The organism is Nocardioides sp. NPDC127503 (genome assembly GCF_040302165.1).
Taxonomy (GTDB): Bacteria; Actinomycetota; Actinomycetes; order Propionibacteriales; family Nocardioidaceae; genus Nocardioides.
Genome location: NZ_JBEORH010000012.1, coordinates 29,609 through 48,481 on the forward strand (window position 1 = coordinate 29,609; position 18,873 = coordinate 48,481).

18 protein-coding genes are annotated in these 18,873 nt (G+C 71.5%); 8 read left to right on the top strand and 10 right to left on the bottom strand.

Features of this window, described 5'->3' with window-relative positions; translation table 11 throughout:
• Positions 1-33: 33 nt before the first annotated feature.
• Together ABTW65_RS24330 and ABTW65_RS24335 are read left to right on the top strand one after the other, a co-directional pair.
• Entirely contained in the window at positions 34-804 is a 771-nt protein-coding gene (locus tag ABTW65_RS24330) for an SDR family oxidoreductase (protein WP_350664948.1), read from the top strand.
• Positions 801-1,793: a UDP-glucuronic acid decarboxylase family protein gene (locus ABTW65_RS24335; RefSeq protein WP_350664950.1), complete on the top strand. Its 993-nt coding sequence runs from the start codon at positions 801-803 to the stop codon at positions 1,791-1,793. The genes ABTW65_RS24330 and ABTW65_RS24335 overlap by 4 nt, the downstream gene beginning before the upstream one ends.
• On the opposite strand, the gene ABTW65_RS24340 is transcribed toward ABTW65_RS24335, so the two are convergent.
• Genes ABTW65_RS24340 through ABTW65_RS24370 form a run of 7 tightly spaced genes read right to left on the bottom strand, consistent with a single transcriptional unit; the run spans position 1,723 to position 10,023 of the window.
• Positions 1,723-2,670: a glycosyltransferase family 9 protein gene (locus ABTW65_RS24340; RefSeq protein ID WP_350664952.1), complete on the bottom strand. Its 948-nt coding sequence runs from the start codon at positions 2,668-2,670 to the stop codon at positions 1,723-1,725. The two genes, ABTW65_RS24335 and ABTW65_RS24340, sit on opposite strands and share 71 nt — an antisense overlap.
• A complete protein-coding gene (gene rfaE2 / locus ABTW65_RS24345; protein ID WP_350664954.1) occupies positions 2,670-3,989 on the bottom strand; it encodes a D-glycero-beta-D-manno-heptose 1-phosphate adenylyltransferase in 1,320 nt (439 codons plus the stop codon). The genes ABTW65_RS24340 and rfaE2 overlap by 1 nt, the downstream gene beginning before the upstream one ends.
• Positions 3,986-4,603 carry a D-sedoheptulose-7-phosphate isomerase gene (locus tag ABTW65_RS24350; protein WP_350664956.1) on the bottom strand — a complete coding sequence of 206 codons (618 nt, stop codon included), beginning with the start codon at positions 4,601-4,603 and terminating at the stop codon, positions 3,986-3,988. The genes rfaE2 and ABTW65_RS24350 overlap by 4 nt, the downstream gene beginning before the upstream one ends.
• Entirely contained in the window at positions 4,600-5,841 is a 1,242-nt protein-coding gene (locus tag ABTW65_RS24355; RefSeq protein WP_350664958.1) for a glycosyltransferase, read from the bottom strand. The genes ABTW65_RS24350 and ABTW65_RS24355 overlap by 4 nt, the downstream gene beginning before the upstream one ends.
• Positions 5,841-6,866, bottom strand: coding sequence for a glycosyltransferase family 9 protein (locus tag ABTW65_RS24360; protein WP_350664960.1), 1,026 nt, complete (start codon positions 6,864-6,866; stop codon positions 5,841-5,843). Before ABTW65_RS24360 ends, ABTW65_RS24355 begins: the two co-directional genes overlap by 1 nt.
• A complete protein-coding gene (locus ABTW65_RS24365) occupies positions 6,863-8,362 on the bottom strand; it encodes an HAD-IIIA family hydrolase (RefSeq protein ID WP_350664963.1) in 1,500 nt (499 codons plus the stop codon). The genes ABTW65_RS24360 and ABTW65_RS24365 overlap by 4 nt, the downstream gene beginning before the upstream one ends.
• Entirely contained in the window at positions 8,359-10,023 is a 1,665-nt protein-coding gene (locus ABTW65_RS24370) for a carbamoyltransferase family protein (protein WP_350664965.1), read from the bottom strand. Before ABTW65_RS24370 ends, ABTW65_RS24365 begins: the two co-directional genes overlap by 4 nt.
• 136 nt (positions 10,024-10,159) lie before the next feature.
• On the opposite strand from ABTW65_RS24370, the gene ABTW65_RS24375 reads away from it, so the two are divergent.
• The 6 genes from ABTW65_RS24375 (at position 10,160) to ABTW65_RS24400 (ending at position 15,263) form a co-directional block, all read left to right on the top strand.
• Positions 10,160-11,122, top strand: coding sequence for a glycosyltransferase (locus ABTW65_RS24375; RefSeq protein WP_350664967.1), 963 nt, complete (start codon positions 10,160-10,162; stop codon positions 11,120-11,122).
• Positions 11,123-11,201: 79 nt separating this feature from the next.
• Positions 11,202-13,211, top strand: a complete 2,010-nt coding sequence (locus ABTW65_RS24380) for a catalase (protein WP_350664968.1) — start codon at positions 11,202-11,204, stop codon at positions 13,209-13,211.
• Positions 13,212-13,301: 90 nt separating this feature from the next.
• Complete coding sequence (locus ABTW65_RS24385) at positions 13,302-13,544, top strand: hypothetical protein (RefSeq protein WP_350664970.1); 243 nt, start codon at positions 13,302-13,304, stop codon at positions 13,542-13,544.
• Positions 13,545-13,583: 39 nt separating this feature from the next.
• Positions 13,584-13,727, top strand: a complete 144-nt coding sequence (locus ABTW65_RS24390; RefSeq protein WP_328531433.1) for a GPGG-motif small membrane protein — start codon at positions 13,584-13,586, stop codon at positions 13,725-13,727.
• 84 nt (positions 13,728-13,811) lie between these two features.
• Complete coding sequence (locus ABTW65_RS24395) at positions 13,812-14,060, top strand: metallothionein (RefSeq protein ID WP_350664972.1); 249 nt, start codon at positions 13,812-13,814, stop codon at positions 14,058-14,060.
• A 15-nt stretch (positions 14,061-14,075) separates the two neighbouring features.
• Positions 14,076-15,263 carry a cytochrome P450 gene (locus ABTW65_RS24400; RefSeq protein WP_350664974.1) on the top strand — a complete coding sequence of 396 codons (1,188 nt, stop codon included), beginning with the start codon at positions 14,076-14,078 and terminating at the stop codon, positions 15,261-15,263.
• A 22-nt stretch (positions 15,264-15,285) separates the two neighbouring features.
• Here the strand turns inward: ABTW65_RS24400 and ABTW65_RS24405 are convergent, their stop codons facing one another.
• The 3 genes from ABTW65_RS24405 to ABTW65_RS24415 are packed head-to-tail and all read right to left on the bottom strand — an operon-like array spanning position 15,286 to position 18,823.
• Positions 15,286-17,004 carry an MFS transporter gene (locus ABTW65_RS24405; protein ID WP_350664976.1) on the bottom strand — a complete coding sequence of 573 codons (1,719 nt, stop codon included), beginning with the start codon at positions 17,002-17,004 and terminating at the stop codon, positions 15,286-15,288.
• Positions 17,001-17,708: an LppX_LprAFG lipoprotein gene (locus ABTW65_RS24410; RefSeq protein ID WP_350664979.1), complete on the bottom strand. Its 708-nt coding sequence runs from the start codon at positions 17,706-17,708 to the stop codon at positions 17,001-17,003. Before ABTW65_RS24410 ends, ABTW65_RS24405 begins: the two co-directional genes overlap by 4 nt.
• Before the next feature lie 56 nt (positions 17,709-17,764).
• Complete coding sequence (locus ABTW65_RS24415; RefSeq protein ID WP_350664981.1) at positions 17,765-18,823, bottom strand: FUSC family protein; 1,059 nt, start codon at positions 18,821-18,823, stop codon at positions 17,765-17,767.
• Positions 18,824-18,873 lie beyond the last annotated feature (50 nt).

An 18,873-nucleotide genomic window follows, 5' to 3' on the forward strand; every position in this document is an offset into this window, starting at 1 on the left:
AGGTGGACGGACACACGCGCTGGAAGGAACACCATGAACGAAATGTTCGGCACGAACGGTCTCGACGGCAGGGTCGCGCTGGTGACCGGTGCCGGAAGCGGGCTGGGACGGGCCACGAGTCGGGTGCTCAGCGTCTCCGGAGCGTACGTCGTCGCCAGCGACAAGGATCCCAAGGCCGCCAAGGAGACCGTCGAGCTGATCCGGGGTGAGCCGCGGCGCGGGGAGACGGAGGCGGTCGACCTCGATGTCACCTCACCCTCGGCCGTCGACGACACGGTCGCCGACCTCTCCGAACGGTTCGGGGCCCGCTTCGACCTGCTGATCAACAACGCCGGCACCGATCGCGGCTCGGACCTGGTCGACATCGACGACGAGCAGTGGGACGGGGTCTTCGGCGTCAACGTGGACGGTCCGATGCGCCTCTCGCGTGCCTTCGTACGTCACCGGCTGGCGCTCGAGGACGGGCCTGCCCAGCCGGTCGCCGACATCGTCAACATCGCCTCGATCAGTGCGCTGACGGTGGGATCGGGTGCTGCGGCGTACAACTCATCGAAGGCGGCGCTGCTCAAGCTCACCGAGGTCATGCAGACCGAGGCCCGCGAGCGCGAGTGGCCGGTCCGGGTCAGCGCGATCAACCCCGCGGCGATGGCCACCCCGATGATGGACCAGTGGGGGCTGCCGCCGGAGCGGATGATGGACCCGACGATCGTGGCGGACCTGATCCGGTTCGCGGTCTCGCTTCCCGAGGAGGCGTGCCTGCAGAGCGCCGTGGTGACGCTTCGGAACGAGGCGTATCCGCGATGAACGACTGGGAAGAGTCATTGAGCGGTGCCCGGGTGGTGGTCACGGGCGGGGCCGGGTTCGTCGGCTCGTGGGTGAGCGAGCGACTCCTGGATGCCGGGGCGCAGGTGTGGATCGTCGACAACCTGCTCACCGGCTCGGCCGACAAGATCGAGCATCTCTTCGGCCGTCCCGGGTTCGCGATCACCCTCGCCGACGCCAGCCAATCGATCCCCGACCCCGGTGGCGTCGACCTGGTGATGCACCTGGCCTGCCCGGCCTCGCCGAAGCACTACCAACGGCTGCCTCTCGAGACGCTAAGAGTGGCGAGCGAGGGCACGGTCAACGCACTCGAGCTGGCAGCCCGCCACAACGCCAAGTTCGTGCTCACCTCCACCTCCGAGGTCTACGGGGAGCCCGAGGAGCATCCCCAGCGCGAGGAGTACTGGGGCCACGTCAACCCGATCGGCGTACGCAGCGTCTACGACGAGGGCAAGCGGTTCGCCGAGGCGACCACGATGGCCTATGCCCGCGAGCGGGGTGTCGACGTCGCGGTGGCGCGCGTATTCAACACCTACGGACCGCGGATGAGTCTCGACGACGGCCGGGTCGTGCCGGCCTTCCTCAACCAGGCCCTGAGCGGAGCGCCGCTGACGGTCGCCGGCGACGGCTCGCAGACCCGGTCGCTGTGCTGGGTCGAGGACACCGTCGAGGGCCTGCTGCGGCTCGCCTGCGCCGATGTGGCGGGACCGGTCAACATCGGCAACGACCACGAGGTCACGATGCTCGAGCTGGCCCGGATGGTCATCGACCTGACCGGATCCGAGTCGCGGATCCATCATGTGGCGCTGCCGGCGGACGACCCGCACGTACGCCGCCCCGATCTGACCCGTGCCCGGCTGCTGCTCGGCTGGGAGCCGGAGATGTCGCTCGAGGAAGGGCTCAAACGTACGGCGCGGTGGATGGAGGAGACGCGCTCGACTGTCGCAACAGCCGCAGAGCCGGTGCGGTGACCTCGCTGATGCTCAGTCGCAGGAGGGCGGGGTCGGGATCGGAGCCGTGCGGGTCTCCAGGAACGGTGCCGCGCCAGAGCGCGATGTGAGGACCGGGCGGCGGACCCCAGAGGGCGGGCGGGGTGGGGCCGAACAGGGTCACCGACGGCGTCGCGAACGCCGGGGCCAGATGAGCGACGCCGGTGTCGCCGCTGATCAGCAGGTGCGCACCGGCGACCAGGGCCGCGAGCCCGATCAGGTCGGTCGTGCCGGCCAGGTTCGCGTCGGGCGCGAGACCGGCCCGGAGACGTACGTCCTCGGCCAGGTCGCGTTCGCCCGATGACCCGGTGATGAGGACCGGGACGCCGGCGATCGCCAGGTGTGTGGCCAGCTCGGCGAAGCGGTCGGGCGGCCAGCGGCGGCTACCGGAGGCGGCGCCGGGATGGATGAGGATCGCCGGCTCGCGCGGTGCCCGGTCCGGGGGCTGCGCGAGCCGTACGTCGTCGGGATCGCCCTCGGCGCCCAGGGTCTCGGCGAGAAGCCGGCACCAGCGCTCCCGTTCGTGCTCGGTCTGGTCCCAGGCGGGTCCGCCGGGCTCGCCGAAGCCGATCAGACGCCCGGGACCGAGGACGCGGAGCAGGTCGCGGGAGGCGGGACCGTTGCCGTGCAGGTCGATGGCGAGGTCCGGGGGAGGGCCCGTCCAGGCGACCGGCTCGAGCTCCTCGGTCGGGATGACCTCGTCGACGACGTCGGCGAGCTCGATCAGCCGGGTCTGGGCCGCGGGTGCCGCGAGCACGATGCGGTGTCGCGGCAGCGCGCGGCGGAGCGTACGCAGCGCCGGCACCCCGGCGAGCAGGTCGCCGAGCCCCAGCGCGCGATAGACGAGCGCCGTCGTCATCAGCCCGAGGTGGCCCGCGCGGTCTCGATCAGCGAGGTGGTGGAGTGGCCGCCGTGGAAGGGCACCACGACCGTCCGTCCGCCCCAGGTCGCCAGCAGATCGCTCTCGGGGAGGTCGTCCTGGGCGTAGTCACCGCCCTTGACCCAGATGTCGGGACGGATCCGGCAGAGCACGTGCATCGGGGTGTCCTCGTCGAAGACGACCACGTCGTCGACGCAGTCGAGTGCGGCCAGCAGCCGGGCGCGGTCCCGTTCGGGGACGACCGGGCGGTCCTCGCCCTTGAGGCGGCGGACGGAGTCGTCGGAGTTGAGGCACACGATCAGGCGGTCGCCGAGACGCCGGGCCGCCTGGAGGGTGGCGACGTGCCCGGCGTGGAGGAGGTCGAAGCACCCGCCGGTGGCGACGATCGTTCGTGCTCTGGTTCGCCGTTCGACGGGCGTGAACGCGGCGGCCCCGCCCGAGCCCACGAAGTCGCCGGCGGCCTCGACGGCGGTCTTGATGGCCGCCTCGGTCGCTGTAGTGCCGGTGAGGCTCGCCGTCACGGTGGCGGCGAAGCGGTCGCCGGCGCCACAGGTGTCGTGCGGTCCGACGGTGGGAGCGGGGATCGCCAGCGGCGCAGCCTGGCCCTCGGCCAAGACAGCACCGTCCGAGCCCAGGGTGACGCAGACGGCCTGGGCCTGCCAGGCGTCCACCAGAGCAGCCGCATGCTCGCTCGCATCCGTGCCCGCGGCCTGGCCGGCGAAGGCGGCGGCCTCGGCGCGGTTGGGAGTGGCGAGACGTACGCCGGGGATCGGCGCCTCCCCGCGCGGATGCGGGTCCCAGACGATGGGGGTCGACGTCGCCTTGGCCACGCCGGTCAGGGCGCGGCGCAGGTTGTCGACGCTCGTGAGTCCCTGGCCGTAGTCGGAGACGAGGACCGCGTCGGCCGCGCTGATCGCGTCGAGCGCATCGGGCGGGACGGGCTCGATCGACCCGCAGGCGCCCTCGTCCAGCCGCGCAACGGGCTTCTGGTCGGCGATGATCCGACGCTTGACCGGGGTGCTGCCGTCCTGGGGGACGGCGAGGACGGTGACGCCCGCGTCCCGGCACAGCTCGTGGATCCGCGAGCCCGCCGCATCGGCCGCGAGCGCGGTCACCAGCACCACGTCGTGGCCGTCGGCCGCGGCCAGGGCGGCTGCCAGCGCGGCCCCGCCGGGGCGCAGCCGCTCCTTCGGATCGTCGATCACCGGCGCGTTCGCCTCGGGCAGGCGGCGGCGTACGTCTCCGGTGACGTCCACATCGAGCAGGGCGTCGCCGACGACGACCATCCTGAGGCTCATCGGAGAACCTCCAGATCCTCGACCGAAGCGTGTGCCGGCTCGCCGACGCCGAGCTCGCGGTCGAGGGCGGCGCACATGATGTGCAGTGCGACCAGGTGCATCTCCTGCACGGTTGCGGTGAAGCGGGCCTCGACGGAGCAGTGCTCGTCGGAGAGATCGGCCAGCGGGTTCGGAACCGGGCCGGTCATCGACCAGACCCGCAGTCCCGCGCGACGCCCACGGCGGGCGGCGGCGAGCAGGTTGCCGCTGCGACCGCTGGTGGACATCAGCATGAGTACGTCGCCGGGCCGGCCGTGCGCTTCGACCTGGCGGGCGAAGAGCTCCTCGGGCGGGTAGTCGTTGCCGATGGCGGTCAGGCTGGACGTCTCCGCGGAGAGGCAGATCGCCGAGAACGGAGCGCGGTCCTCTCGGTAGCGACCGACCAGCTCGGCGGTCAGGTGCTGGGCCTGGGCGGCGCTGCCCCCGTTGCCCGCGGCGAGGAGTCGGTTGCCCGACTCGAGGATGTGTGCGAGGCGTACGCCCCATTCGTCGGCGATGTCGACGCAGCCGTCGAACCGACGCAGAGTCTGGCTCAGCTCGGCGAGGTGTTCGTGGGCGCATGGGGTCGTTGTCATCGGACTGCCTCCTTCGCAAGGATGGATCGCATGGATCGGGTGGATCGGGCAGGTCGGGTGACCCGCTCGTAGAGGTCCTCGGTGGCAGCCAGGACATGGCGCCAGTCGTACCGCTCGACCGCACGCCGCCGGCCGGCATCGCCGTAGCGCCGTCGGCGCTCGGGGTCGCGCAGCAGGGCGGCCAGGACGCGGGCCAGCTCGACGGGGTCCCTCGGCTTCACCAGGTCGCCGGTGACGCCCGGCACCACGGTGTCGAGGAGTCCGCCGACGGCGGTGCCGACCACCGGGCGGCCGCAGGCCATCGCCTCGACCGGGACGATTCCGAAGGGCTCGTACCAGGGCACGGTGACCACGGCGTCGCTGCTGCGGATCAGGCCGGGCACGTCGTCGCGGTCGACGCTGCCGAGGAAGGTCGTGCGGCCGGCGACGTGGTGGTGCTCGGCGATCTGCCGCAGTCGCAACGCCTCCGGGTCGAAGTCGAGGTCCTTGCGCGACGGGCCGCCGGCGATGATCAGCTCGACGTCGAGACCCTCGTCGTGGACGAGGCGGGCGAAAGCCTCGATCGCGTTGCCGAACCCCTTGCGGGGCACCATCCGGCCGAGCACGAGCAGCCGCAGCCGGTCGGCGAGCCGGCCGGGGCCGGGACGGAACAGGTCGGTGTCGACGCCGCACGGGATGATCGTCGCGCGGCCGTCGGGGAGACCCAGCCGGCGGAGCTCGCGGACCTCGTCGGTGCAGGTGGCGATGACGGTGTCTGCCTCGACGCACAGCCGGCGCTCGTGCCCGATCCGCTCGGGCGGGCTGGTGTCGGCGTCGCCCTGCTGGCGGCGCTTGACCGAGCCGAGGGCGTGGAAGGACTGCACCAGTGGTACGCCCTGCTCCCGGACGCCGGGGAGCGAGGCCAGCCCGCTCATCCAGAAGTGTGTGTGGACCAGGTCGGGTGGCTCGATGAGCCATGCCTCCTGGAGCCGCCTGGCCATCTCCGGGATGTAGGGGAGGAGGTCGTCCTTGGCGACCTCGGCCGGCGGTCCGGCCGGGACGTGCTCGACCACGTAGCCGTCGGTCCGGACGCGTGCCGGCGTGGCGAGGTCGTCGCGCCTGGTGTAGACGGTGACCTCGTGGCCGTTCTCCGCCAGTCCGGTGGCCAGCGCCGCGACGTGGACGTTCTGTCCGCCGGCGTCCTCACGGCCGAGAGCGGCGAGCGGATTGGCATGTTCAGAGACGAGTGCGACACGCATCAGTGGCTCCTTTCCGCGGTTTCGATGGGACGTACGCCGAGGGTGCCGAGCGCGGTGATGACCTCGTCCGGCGCGACGCCGGTCAGGCACGGGTGCCCGGGCACCGGGCACTCACGGGCCCGGGTGTCGCGGCAAGGAGCATGCTGGTCGCCGAGGAGCACCCGGTCGACGCCGTAGGGTGCCCAGCGCTCGGCGCTGATCGTCGGTGCGTAGAGCGAGACCACGGGAGTGCCGACGGCAGCGGCCAGATGGGCAGGTCCGGTGTTGCCGACCACCACCGCCTTGGCCCGCTCGAGAACGCCGGCGAGCTCGCCGAGTCCGAGAGCCCCGCCGAGGTCGGTGCAGCCGCCGTCCCCGGCGACGTACGCAGTCAGCGGGCGCTCCTCGGCGTCACCGGTCACGGCGACGCCGAGCCCGAGCAGCCGCAGCTGCTCGCCCAGTTGGCGGAAGTGCTGCGCCGGCCAGGCACGGGCGGGTGCCGAGGTGCCGGGATGCAGGACGACGTACGGAGCCGGAAGGTCCGCGGGAGCCTGACGGGCACGGACGGCCAGCTGGCCGTCGTCGCCGTCGGGGAGCCGGCCGCCGCAGGCGGTGGCGACGGCGAGAGCCCGTTCGGGCTCGGGGATGTCCTCGTCGACCCGCACCCGGTGATCGAGCAGCGAGCCGGGGTAGTCGGTGCTCACCGCGCCCACGCGGTCGATCCCGGCCATCCTCAGCACGAGCGCGGTGGGCAGCGGTGACTGATGGAAGCTGGTGAGGATCGCCGCCCGGTCGAACAGGCCGGCCTCGAGCCGTTTGCGGAGCAGGTCGACCTCGTCGGCATCGACCGGAGGTGGGTCGGCGACGATCCACGGCGCCTCCCAGCACAGCACCTCGTCGACCCCCGGCAGCAGCTCGGCGGCCTCGCGGCCGCGCTGGCCGCACAGCATCGTCACGTGGTCGCTGGTCGCCGCCATCGCGCGCACCGCGGGACCGGCGAGGAGCACGTCGCCCATCGAGTCGAGGCGTACGACGAGGGACCTCACCACACTCCTCCCAGCATCTGGTCGACGGCCTGGACGAGGCCGGCGCAGGTGCGCGGGGCGGCGTCGACCTCCTCGCGACGGGTCTGGAGCGTCGGGATCAGGATGCCGCTCACGCCGGCGTGCTTCGCGGCGTCGACGTCGCTGCCGATGTCGCCGACCATGACCGCGCGGTCGGGATGCACGCCGGTGCTGGCGAGTGCCTGTTTGATCAGGTCAGGACCGGGTTTGCGGCATTCGCAGCGGTCGTCGGGGGAGTGCGGGCAGCGGAGCACCGCCTCGAACGGGCCGAGCAGCTCGATGACCCGGTCATCGACGGCGTCGGCCTGCTGTTCGCTGATGACGCCGCGGCCGATGGCGGACTGGTTGGTCACGATCATCAGCCGGACGCCCTCCGCCCGCAGCCGGTCGAGGGCCTCGCGGACACCGGGCAGCGGGCGTACCAGAGCGGGGTCGCCGTTGTAGGGGACGTCCTCGATCAGGGTGCCGTCACGGTCGAGCAGGACCAGTTCCGGGATGCCTCGCCACGGCGGGGCATCGTGGTGGCGCCCGATGCCGCGAAGCAGGTGCCAGGTCGCGGCCGCGGGGATCGCGGCGCTGGTCAGCAGCATCCGCCGGATCTCGTCGGCGGTTCGCGGGCCTGAGGCGATGCGGTGACGCGCGAGCTCGACGGTGCCGGCGAGCCAGCCCAAGGCCCCGGCGGTGGCGAGCCGTCGCCGTCCGGAGAGCAGGGAAGCGACGGCGAGAGCTCCGGACGCGGTGGTGGCCAGGTGGGCCTTCCGGCGCCCCTCGGAAGCCTTCGCGCGCTCGTGCCAGCCCGGCCCGTGGATGGCCCGCATCAGGATGTCGTCGGCGTTGCCCGCCTGCGCCCGCAGGCTCGCCCAGTCGTCGGAGGGCCGCACGGGATGGGTCACGTGTCGGCTGCCGGTGACGATCCGGCCGCGGTCGGCGCCGAGGCGCAGGGCCAGGTCGGCGTCCTCGCGGAAGGCCCGCCGGAAGCGCTCGTCGAACCCGCCCACCGCGGCGATCCGGTCGCGCCGGTAGCTCATGTCGGCGGTGATCCACGCCGAGGTCTCCAGGCTCGCGGTGCCGCGCTCCCAGTCGGTGGGGCGACGATCGTCGGGGAGCGGGACGGTGAGGCGTCCCTGGCTCCCGAAGATCTCCTGCTCGGGGTAGTCCTCGAGCAGGCGCAGGTCGGCGATGAGGTCGCGATACCAGGACACGTCCGGCACCACGTCGTCGTCGAGGAAGGAGACCCAGGGCGTACGGGTGTGCCGCCAGCCGATGTTGCGGGCACGGGCCGGGCCGCCGCCTCCGGTGCGGACGACCTCGACGTCGATCGGAAGGTCGCCGACGGCCAGATCGTCCCCGTCGGGACGGTCGTCGACGACGATCACCGGGTGGTGCAGCGGGACGGTCTGGCTCGCCAGCGCGTCCAGCAGCACCCACAGGCTCGGCCGGCCCAGGGTCGGGATGACGATGGTGGTCTCGATGGTCATGAGAACGTCCTTGCGCGTCGTACGACGAACGGTCCGATGGCGAGCAGGTCGATCGGGGCCGACCCGAAGCACTCCAGGGCGTCTCGCGGCGAGTCGACCATCGGCCGGCCGGCGGTGTTGAGGCTGGTGTTGATCACGACGGGCAGTCCGGTCCGGGCCTCGAACTCCTTCAGCATCCGCGCGACCAGCGGCTCGCTCTCGGGATCCACGGTCTGGACCCGGGCGGTGCCGTCGACGTGGGTGACCGCCGGGATCACCGTGTGCCACTCGGCGGCGACGTCGTGGACGAAGAGCATGTACGGCGAGGGCAGCGGCCCGCGCTCGAAGATGTCCGCGGCCCGCTCGGCGAGCACCATCGGCGCCACCGGCCGGAACTGCTCGCGGCCCTTGACGTCGTTGATCCGCTCGAGGTTTTCCTGACGCCCGGGATGGGCGAGCAGCGAACGATGCCCGAGCGCGCGCGGACCGAACTCGCTGCGCCCCTGGAACCAGGCGACGATCCCGTTGCCGGCCAGTGTCTCGGCGACGGTCGCGGCCAGGTCGTCGGGCCGCTCGTAGGCCACCCGGGCCGTACGCAGCGCCGCCTCGATCTCCTCCTCCGGCCACTCGCGGCCGAGGGCCGCGCCCGGCATGGGCTCGAGGTCCTCGCCGTTGTCGGCAGCGACCTGCAGGGCGGCGCCGAGCGCCGTGCCGGCGTCCCCGGCGGCCGGCTGGACCCAGATGTTCTCGTAGCCGCTGCGCTCGACCAGCGCGGTGTTGGCGACGCAGTTGAGCGCCACCCCACCGGCGAGCGTGAGGTGGTTCCCATGGGTTCGTCCGCGCAGCCACCGGGCCAGCTCGACGAGGACCTCCTCGAAGCGCAGCTGCACGCTCGCGGCCAGATCGGCATGGTCGGAGGTCAGCTGCTCGCCGGGCCTCAGCCGTGGCGCGAGGGCGGACCAGTCGATGGGCTCGGTGATGAACCCGCCGTCACCGGTGAGCCGGATCCGCTCGGTCAGCTCGTACATCCGGTGCCCGCTGGCCGCGTACGGCTTGCCGTAGGAGGCGAGCGCCATCACCTTGTACTCGTCGTTGGCGCGCAGGAACCCCAGATGCTCGGTGAGCTCCTCGAAGACGAGCCCGAGCGAGTGCGGAAGCGCCTGGGTGCGCAGGGTCGTCAGCGACCCGTGCTCGTCGTAGCGGCCGGCGAGGTGGCTGTGGCACTCGCCGCGGCCGTCGAGCACGAGCACGTCGGAGCCGTCGGCGACGTACGGCGAGGCCAGTGCCGCGGAGGCGGCGTGGGCGACGTGGTGCGGCACGAAGCGGATGGCCGCCCGGTCCAGCCCGGGCAGGATGTTGGTCAGGAAGTCAGGCGCATGGGAGGCGTACGCCTGGCGGAGGCTGTCCCAGGGATCGTGCAGCCCCATGTCGTCCGCAGGCCGGGCCAGGGAGCAGTCGTAGGAGTACGCCACCGCGTCCAGGTCCCCGGGCTCGAGTCCCGCCTCCTCCAGACACCATCGGATCGCGTGGTCGGGGAGCTCCCACGCGGCGAACGGCACCGGCCGGTGACCGTGCTTGCGGCGCGAGAAGCGCTCCTCCTCGGTCGCCGCGACCGTCACGCCGTCGACGACGAGTGCTGCGCTGGGGTCATGGAAGAGGGCATTGACGCCAAGGACCTTCATCTGTGCTGCCTTCCGGACCTGAGAGGGATGCGAAGTGCTTTTCGGGTACCCGGGGCGAAGCGCTTTGAACCGCTTCTCCGCGGAACTTGTCCTGGTTCTCCGCATCACCGAAGGTGCTCCCGGGCACCGACAGGGAATGAGAATCCTGATCTGGCACGTGCACGGCTCCTGGACGACGGCGTTCGTGCACGGTCGCCACGACTACCTCCTCCCGACCACGCCCGACCGCGGCCCGGACGGCCTCGGCCGCGCCCGCACCTGGGACTGGCCGTCGGCTGCCCGCGAGGTGAGCTACGAGGCCCTCGTGGACGAGGAGGTCGACCTCGTCGTCCTGCAGCGTCCGCACGAGGTCGAGCTGGCCGAGCGGTGGCTCGGCGGACGGCGTCCTGGCCGCGACCTGCCCGCCGTCTACCTGGAGCACAACACCCCCGCCGGTGCGGTTCCCGACACCCGCCACCCGATGGCGGGCGGCCGTATCCCGATCGTGCACGTGACCGGCTTCAACGACCTCGTCTGGGACTGCGACGGCACCCCGACCACCGTGATCGAGCACGGCATCGTCGACCCCGGCCGCCGCTACACCGGAGACATCGAGCGCGCCGGGGTGGTCGTCAACGATCCCGTACGCCGAGGCCGCTCGGTCGGCGCCGACCTGATCCCGGCGCTGGCCGAGGGCGTCGGCGCCGACGTCTTCGGCATGCGCGTCGAGCGCCTGCCGGCGTGCGAGGGGCTGCGGACGTACGAGGACCTGTCGCAGCAGGATCTGCACGACCACCTCCCGCGACGTCGCGTCTACGTCCACCTCAACCGCTGGACCTCGCTGGGGCTCTCCCTGCTCGAGGCGATGCACCTCGGCATGCCGGTCGTCGCCCTGGCCACGACCGAGACGCCGCTCGCGGTGCCGCACGAGGCCGGCTTCGTCACCACCCGCCGTGACGAGATCGTCCCGGCCGTACGCCACCTGATGAAGGATCCCGACGTCGCCGAGGAGGCCGGGCTGATCGGGCGCCGGTACGCGAGAAAGCGCTATGGACTGGAGCGGTTCCTCGACGAGTGGGACGACGTGCTCCGGTGGGTCGCGACAGACGCCGTGAGGTGAGCCGGGCACGGTCCGGGCATCGTGAGCCGTCGGCGCGGGTACGGGAGGTAAAGGCTCTGTCCCCGACCGAAGGACCGCTATGACCGACACGCCGAGCCCCGGCGCCCCTGAGCAGACCGAGTGGCTGACCACCTCGGGCGGTGTGCGCCTACGTGAGACCGACAAGTCCCTGAAGGCGGGCGAGCGCGGCCCGACCTTGCTCCAGGACCACCATCTGCGCGAGAAGATCACCCACTTCGACCACGAGCGGATCCCCGAACGCGTCGTCCACGCCCGCGGAGCCGGTGCGCACGGCACCTTCACGGCGTACGGCACCGCCGAGTCCGTCACCAGCACCGGCTTCCTCGCCGAGGGCCGGGAGACGCCGGTCTTCGTGCGGTTCTCCACGGTGCTGGGGTCACGCGGCAGCGCGGACACGGTGCGAGACACCCGTGGCTTCGCGACCAAGTTCTACACCGAGGAGGGCACCTTCGACCTCGTCGGCAACAACATCCCGGTCTTCTTCATCCAGGACGGCATCAAGTTCCCCGACATCATCCATGCCGGCAAGCCGCACCCAGACCGCGAGATCCCGCAGGCGCAGTCCGCGCACGACACCTTCTGGGACTTCGTCTCCCTGCACACCGAGGCGCAGCATCACACGCTGTGGAACATGTCCGACCGTGGCATCTCCCGCTCCTACCGGATGATGGAGGGCTTCGGCGTCCACACCTTCCGGCTCGTCAACGCCGCGGGGGAGACGAGCCTGGTCAAGTTCCACTGGAAGCCCAAGCTCGGCGTGCACGGCCTGCTCTGGGAGGAGGCCCAGATGCTCGGCGGCTTCGACCCGGACTTCCACCGCCGGGACCTCGCCGACGCGATCGAGGCCGGCGCCTACCCCGAGTGGGAGCTGGGGATCCAGGTCTTCCCGGACACCCCCGAGCAGACGTACGAAGGGATCGACCTGCTCGACCCGACCAAGCTGGTTCCCGAGGAGATTGCGCCGGTCCAGCGGATCGGCCGCCTGGTCCTGGACCGGAACCCGTCCAACTTCTTCGCCGAGACCGAGCAGGTCGCGTTCCACGTCGGCAACCTGGTGCCCGGCATCGACGTCACCGACGACGCGCTGCTGCAGGCGCGGCTCTTCTCCTACGTCGACACCCAGCTGACCCGGCTCGGCGGGCCGAACTTCAACCAGATCCCGGTCAACCAGCCGCACGCGCCGGTCAACGACATGCTGCGCGACGGGCTCCACCAGCACGAGGGGCACCGTGGGGTGGCGCCCTACCACCCCAACTCGCTCGACGGCGGCTGCCCGTTCATGGCCGGCGACCCGCAGGGAGCCTTCCTGGACAACCCGGTGACGGTGCCCGAGACGACCAAGCAGCGCACGCAGCCGGCCTCGTTCGACGACCACTTCAGCCAGGCGCGGCTCTTCTGGCTGTCGATGACACCGGTCGAGAAGCAGCACATCGTCGCGGCGTACGCATTCGAGCTGGGCAAGGTGCACGAGCAGGCCATCCGGGAGCGACAGCTCCAGTGTCTGGCCGAGATCGCGCCGGACCTGTGCGGCGGGGTGGCCACGGCACTCGGTCTGCCGGCGCCCTCGCCGGAGAGCGAGCTCGCCGACCCGGCGCCGAGCCCGGCCCTGTCGATGCTCGGCGGCTCCTACCCGCCGGACGGCCGGGTCGTCGGGATCGTCGTCGGCCCGGACAGCGCGGCCGACGAGGTCGACGGGCTGCGTTCGGCGCTCGCCGGCTCGAAGATGACGCCGCTGCTCATCGCGCCGACGGCCGCACCGCTCGGCGGCGACCTGGCGGTGCAGCGTACGTTCTCCACCGCTCGCTCCGTCGAGTTCGACGCGCTAGTGGTCGCCGACGGCGCCGCTGCGGTCGCCTCGGACGCGCACGTGCTCCTGCTCGTCGAGGAGATCTTCCGTCACGGCAAGGCGCTGCTGGCCTGGGGCGACGGGGTCGAGGTCATCTCGACTGCGGGGATCGCGGTGCCGGCGCCGGGCGTGAGGGCCGAGGAGTCCGCCTCGGTGGCCGCCGCCGAGCTTCCCGACCTGCTCGCCGCGCACCGCTCGTGGGAGCGGTTCGCACTCGCTTGAGGGTTTGCCGAATCGCAGAGGTTTGCAGGCGCGCGAGCGTGGGTACCGGGAGGGCTGTACGAACGAGAGAACTCATGAGGAGTGATCCGCATGACCACGAAGAGCGCTGAGACCGGAGTCGTCACGGGTACCCCTGACAAGGACTACAACCTCATCTGGTTCGCCGAGGCATGCCTGAACAACGCGCTGCGTCTGGACACCTACATCGAGGACGCGCGCCGCTCGAAGGACACCGATCTGGAGGACCTGTTCGTCCGCGCGCAGGCCAACTCCGTGCAGGGTGCCGAGGAGGCGAAGGCCCTGCTCCGTAGCCGCTTGGACGACAAGGTCTGAGCAATCCCCCGCAACAACTACACACCGAGGTGAGATCGAATGGCATTAATTCTCTGGCTGATCGCGGCAGTCCTGGTCATCGGCGGCATCCTGGCGCTGGTACGCGGCCAAATCCTATGGGGAGCAGTCCTCATCGTGGTCGGCCTGTTGGTCGGCCCCGGTGGGGTGAGCATCTTCACCTAGACACCATGCGGCCCGGGCCTTCGAGGCCCGGGCCGTGTGGCGTCCGGCGTGAAGTCCGGTACGAAGCGATGGAGAGGATCGACCATGGGTAAGTGCGTCACGTGCGGCAACGACTACGACGAGAGCTTCGAGGTGACGACGGCCTCGGGTGAGCATCATGTCTTCGACTCGATCGAGTGTGCTGTGGCGGTGATCGCGCCCGTGTGCGTCAACTGCGGCACCCGCATCCTCGGACACGGGGTGCAGAACGAGCAGCACATGTTCTGCTGCGCCCACTGTGCCCACTCGGTCGGCGTGACAGGCGTGAGCGACCGGGTCACCAGCGGCTCCTGACGGGCGGCGACCCGGATGACCCGCGATCTCGCAGCGGACCTGCTCCGGCACGGCTACCACGCGATCCCCGACGCTCGGCGGCGGGCCGGCGATCCGCCGGTCTGTCCCGTCAAGCTCCTCGGGGACGATGCCGTCGTCGTGAGCGGTCCTGCGTCCGTACGCCGTTTCTACGACCCTCAGCTCATCCGGCGCTCCGGTGCGGTGCCCGCGCCGTTGGCCGCCCTGCTCTTCGGCCGTGGCGCCGTGCACGGCCTCGACGGTGCCGAGCACCAGCACCGCAAGGGCCAGTTCCTGGGCCTGCTCGACGACGCCGCGGCCTCGAACCTCGAGGATCTGGTACGCCACCACCTCGATTCGTCCCTCCGGGAACGTCACGGGGAGACGGTGAGCGTGTTCAGCCTGCTGTCCGAGGCCTACGCTCGCGCGGTCCTCGCCTGGGCCGGCATCACGGTGCGCAACCCCGACAAGGTCGGGCGGCGACTGGCCGGGATCGTCGACGGGTTCGGCATCTCCGGGCCCTCCTACGCGACGGCCTGGGCGGCCCGGCTGTGGGCCAACCGCTGGGCCCGGGGACTGATCCGGGAGGCCCGGTCGGCCACGACCCCGCCCACGACGCCCGTGGAGACCATCGCCACCTGGCGGGACCCGCACGGCGACCTGCTTCCGGTCCCGGTCGCGGCGGTGGAGCTGCTCAACGTACTTCGGCCCGCCGTCGCCGTGGCCTACCTCGGCACCTTCGCCGTCCAGGCCCTCGACGACGAGCCGTTGCTGCGCCCGAAGCTCGCCGAGGATCCTGAGCGACGCCACGCCTTCACCCAGGAGGTACGCCGCGTCTTCCCGTTCGTCCCGGCGCTCGCCGGGATCGCGCGGCAGCACGGTGACTGGGACGGCCAGATCGTCCCGCAGGGGCAGCGGGTCGTCCTCGACGTCCCCGGGACCAACCTGGACCCGGGTTCGTGGTCCACGCCGCACGCGTTCTCGGCCGAGCGGTTCCTCGGCCGAGACGTCGACGAGTTCGAGCTGGTGCCGCAGGGCGGGGGAGACCCGGCCGAGGGGCACCGTTGTCCCGGCGAGCCGTCGACGATCGCGATGATCTCCGCGACCGTCGAGATCTTCGCAGCCGCCCCCTGGGAGGTGGTGGAGCGCGGGAGCACCTATCCGCGCATCCCCGCCCGCGAGCGGCTGCGGGTCCGGATCGGGTAGATCAGCGGCGCGTAGCGAATCCCTACAGGGCGGTGACGGTCTCGCTGGGGGAGAGCGCCCGCGTGGGCGCGCCTCGCAACAGCACCACGGAGAGCACGGCGGCGATCCCGGCGCAGACCGCGGCGCCGGCGAATACGGTGTGCTCTTGGGCGATGGCGGCGCCGATGAGCAGGTCCTGGTAGTCCTCGCACATGCCGCCGCCGGTGCACACCGATGACAGCGACGGCAGGTCGGCCTGGGCGGCGTAATAGCTGCGCAGGCCGATCGTGGTCAGCGCCGAGATGCCGACCAGCATGCCGACCATGCGGGCCACCACGGTGAAGGAGGTGGTCAGGCCGTGCATCGACTGCGCGGTCGTGGCCAGGATCGCCGCGTTGACCGGCGCCAGGGCGAGGCCGAAGCCGAGTCCGCCGGCGACGAGCACGACGGTCGCCGCCAGCGAGCGCAGCGCGTCGGCGTCCCAGCGGGCCATCAGCACGAACGCCACCGCGGCCAGCAGCATCCCGCCACCCGCGATCACGCCCGCCGGCAGCCGCCGGGTCAGGAAGCCGCCTGCGATGGCACCCACCGGCAGCGCGACGAGGAACTCGAGCAGCACCAGGGCCGCCTTCAGTTGGCTGTCGCCGTAGATAGTTGTGCGGGCGAAGAGCGGCACGTCGATCAGCGCGGCCACCAGTGCCGCGCCGACGAAGAACGAGATCAGCACCGAGCCCCACGCCGGGGTCCGGGCGAACGCGCCGCGCGGCACGATCGGGTCCTGTGCCCGGCGCAGGTGGAAGACGAAGCCGAGCAGCGCCAGCCCGCCGGCGACCAGGTACCAGGTGCCCTGCTCGGAGAAGACCGCCACCTCGGGGTCCGCCGTCGCGAAGGCCAGGATCACCCCGGCCAGGGCGAACGAGAGCAGCAGCGCCCCGAGGAGGTCGACCTCGGCGGTGATCCGGGCGAGCACGCGGCGTACGCCCGGCCGCAGGCCGCACTTCACCAGGAAGCCAAGCGTGGCGACGATCGTGACCAGCCCCAGCGGAGTCAGCCAGCGGGTGGACCCGGCCGCGGGCACGTAGAGGGCGCCCCAGGTCAGGTCCTGGACCAGAGCGGTCGGCTCGATCGCCAGCAGCACGAACGCGACGCCGGCGACCAGCAACAGCAGCAGTGCGATCAGGTCCGGTCGTCGTGGGCGATCACGGACGGCGCCCGAGCGCCCCGTCTGCCTGATGGCGACCGCCAGGACGACGCCGACGACGAGGTTGAGCCCGAAGATCGCCCGCCAGTCAGCGACGGCGAGCACGGCCGCTCCGATGAGCGGCCCGAGCACGGAGCCGAGCTCCTGGACCGCCGAGACCAGTCCGAGCGGAACCCCACGGCGCTCAGCGGGGTAGAGCGCCGCGACCAGCGCGAGGGTCGCAGGCACGAGCGCGCCACCGCCCAGCCCCTGGAAGAACCGACCGACCACCATCGCGGCCAGGTCCCACGACAGCGCCGTCAGGAACGAGCCGAACGCGAAGACGACCAGCCCGCCGACGAGCACCGGCAGGTGCCCGAGGAGGTCGGCCAGGCGCCCGATCAGCGGTAGCACCGCGACGTACCCGAGCAGGAAGCCCGAGATGAGCGGAGCGGCCCGCTGCAGCTCCTCGATCGAGAGCCCGACGCCCGCCATCATGTCCGGCAGCGCCAGCACGACGACGTAGGTGTCCGCGGCGGCGAACGCCACCGCGACGGCCGCCAGCCACAGGACTACCTTCACGGCTTGGCGATCTCCTTCTCGACGCCGTACTCGGTCACATCGATCGTGTAGGAGTACGCCGCCTCGCCCTCACCGCTGAAGTGGCCCTTGATGGTGGCCTCGGTGAGCTCGTCGGAGTCGTTGATGATGTAGGTGACGTCGAAGTCGCCTGTCGCGCCGGCGAGGATCTTCTGGACCGCCGTGTCCGGGAGGGTGCCGGTGTAGGTCGAGAGGATCTCGTCGTTGTCGGCGCCGCCGCGTACGGACTTGCCGATCTTCACGTCCTGGGTCGCGCCGAGCAGCGAGGAGATGCCGGTCTCCGGCGCGATCAGGGCGGCCGGGTCCGGCACGCCGTAGTCGGCCGGGTCGAGCTCCTGGAACGCCGTCGTGAACGGCAGCTTCGCGTAGACGACGCCGTCGACCGAGACCACCTCGACCTTCGCCTCCGTGCCCATCACCGGCACGGTCAGGGTGCCCTCGAAGGCGGGCTCGCGGGTCAGCGTCCCGGTCGCCGCCTTCAGCGTTGTGATGCCCTCGGGCAGGTCGTCGGAGGCGATCGAGAAGTTGATCCCGCTCGTCTCGTCGAGGTGCTTCTGCGCCGCTGCGAGCACCTGCTGCGGCGTACGTCCCTTGGTCGGCTCGTCGTCGCCGCACGAAGTCATCACGAGAAGCGCGGCCAGAAGGGCGACGAGAGCGAAGGCGAGGCGTGGCAGGCTCATGGGCATGCGGCTCAGAATGCCACGCCCCGCAACTCCCGTGGTGTCCAGGTGGCCTCCGGTGGTCAGATGGCCGGTCCTCGATCCGCGCCCTGGCAGGTGGCAGGTGAGGCGCTGTCCGGACGCGGAGTCTCCATGCACCGCCGGATGGTCGTGACGACGCTGCCCGCGGTGAAGAGCTCGTCCTCCGTGGATTCGCCCGCCCGGACGTCGTGGATCCGGTCGACGAGTGCGGCCAGGGCGTCTTGTGTGTCCGCCTTGACCCCTGGGTCCACGGTGCGCCCGTCGCCCGATCGCACCAGGTCCGCGAGAGCGATCAGTGCAACCGCAGTGTGAGGCCTCAGCTCCGGGCCCAGCCCGACGTGATCGTTTCCCGCCCGTTCCTCCTCTTCCAGGAGCTGGGTGAGCTCCTCGACCAGGAAGCACACCCGCTCGAGGGTTGCTGCCTGCTCGAGCTGTAGGTCCAGGCGGTATCGGTGGTGTTCTAGCCGCCTGTTGGCGCGGGATGCGTCGAGGACGAGCTGTCTGGCGGCTCGCATGCGCTGCACCGCCGGCTCCAGCTCTGCCCGGCACTCACTCCACTGGGTCTGTGTCGGCGGCCCGTCGCCTTGCAGAGCATGTGCCAACAGTCGGAGCTGGAAGACCACCTCGGCCCGGACGTCATGTATCGCCCGCTCCGTGGGCGCGAGAGGCAGCTGCGGGAAGAGCACCGTCATCACGACTCCGATAGCGGCCCCGATCAGGGTGAGTCCGCCGAAGGCACTGACGAACGCCACCGGATCGTCCGTGCCGATGATCAGTACGAACAAGGCTGCCGTCGGGACCCAGTGGCCCTTGTCATCGAGCCAACCCGAGCTCCCCGCGATCGTTCCCACCGCGATCACCAGAGCCACGGTCGCGGGGCTGGGCGTGAGGACGGCCCCGATGGCCAGCGCGATCGCCGAGCCCAGCCAGATGCTGATGATGCTCTGGACGGACTTGCGCACCGAGCCCATCACGGTCGTGGACATGGCGACCACGGCGCCCAAGGGCGCGTAGTACGGGAACTCGCCCGCCGGCCCGGGGAAGACCGCACCGACCCAGAAGGCGATGGCTCCGGCGCCCGCCGTCGTCAGGGCTGGCACCCACGGAAGCTGGCGGACTCGCGCGCGGAAGCGAGCCGATCGCCCCGTGT

Excerpts from the sequence above, each read along its gene's own strand:
- ABTW65_RS24380 (WP_350664968.1), top strand. The coding sequence starts at position 11,202 with ATGACCGACACGCCGAGCCCCGGCGCCCCTGAGCAGACCGAGTGGCTG.
- ABTW65_RS24390 (WP_328531433.1), top strand. The coding sequence starts at position 13,584 with ATGGCATTAATTCTCTGGCTGATCGCGGCAGTCCTGGTCATCGGCGGC.
- ABTW65_RS24375 (WP_350664967.1), top strand. The coding sequence starts at position 10,160 with ATGAGAATCCTGATCTGGCACGTGCACGGCTCCTGGACGACGGCGTTC.
- ABTW65_RS24385 (WP_350664970.1), top strand. The coding sequence starts at position 13,302 with ATGACCACGAAGAGCGCTGAGACCGGAGTCGTCACGGGTACCCCTGAC.
- ABTW65_RS24395 (WP_350664972.1), top strand. The coding sequence starts at position 13,812 with ATGGGTAAGTGCGTCACGTGCGGCAACGACTACGACGAGAGCTTCGAG.
- ABTW65_RS24365 (WP_350664963.1), bottom strand. The coding sequence starts at position 8,362 with ATGACCATCGAGACCACCATCGTCATCCCGACCCTGGGCCGGCCGAGC.
- ABTW65_RS24400 (WP_350664974.1), top strand. The coding sequence starts at position 14,076 with ATGACCCGCGATCTCGCAGCGGACCTGCTCCGGCACGGCTACCACGCG.
- ABTW65_RS24335 (WP_350664950.1), top strand. The coding sequence starts at position 801 with ATGAACGACTGGGAAGAGTCATTGAGCGGTGCCCGGGTGGTGGTCACG.
- ABTW65_RS24330 (WP_350664948.1), top strand. The coding sequence starts at position 34 with ATGAACGAAATGTTCGGCACGAACGGTCTCGACGGCAGGGTCGCGCTG.
- rfaE2 (WP_350664954.1), bottom strand. The coding sequence starts at position 3,989 with ATGAGCCTCAGGATGGTCGTCGTCGGCGACGCCCTGCTCGATGTGGAC.
- ABTW65_RS24355 (WP_350664958.1), bottom strand. The coding sequence starts at position 5,841 with ATGCGTGTCGCACTCGTCTCTGAACATGCCAATCCGCTCGCCGCTCTC.
- ABTW65_RS24340 (WP_350664952.1), bottom strand. The coding sequence starts at position 2,670 with ATGACGACGGCGCTCGTCTATCGCGCGCTGGGGCTCGGCGACCTGCTC.
- ABTW65_RS24370 (WP_350664965.1), bottom strand. The coding sequence starts at position 10,023 with ATGAAGGTCCTTGGCGTCAATGCCCTCTTCCATGACCCCAGCGCAGCA.
- ABTW65_RS24410 (WP_350664979.1), bottom strand. The coding sequence starts at position 17,708 with ATGCCCATGAGCCTGCCACGCCTCGCCTTCGCTCTCGTCGCCCTTCTG.
- ABTW65_RS24350 (WP_350664956.1), bottom strand. The coding sequence starts at position 4,603 with ATGACAACGACCCCATGCGCCCACGAACACCTCGCCGAGCTGAGCCAG.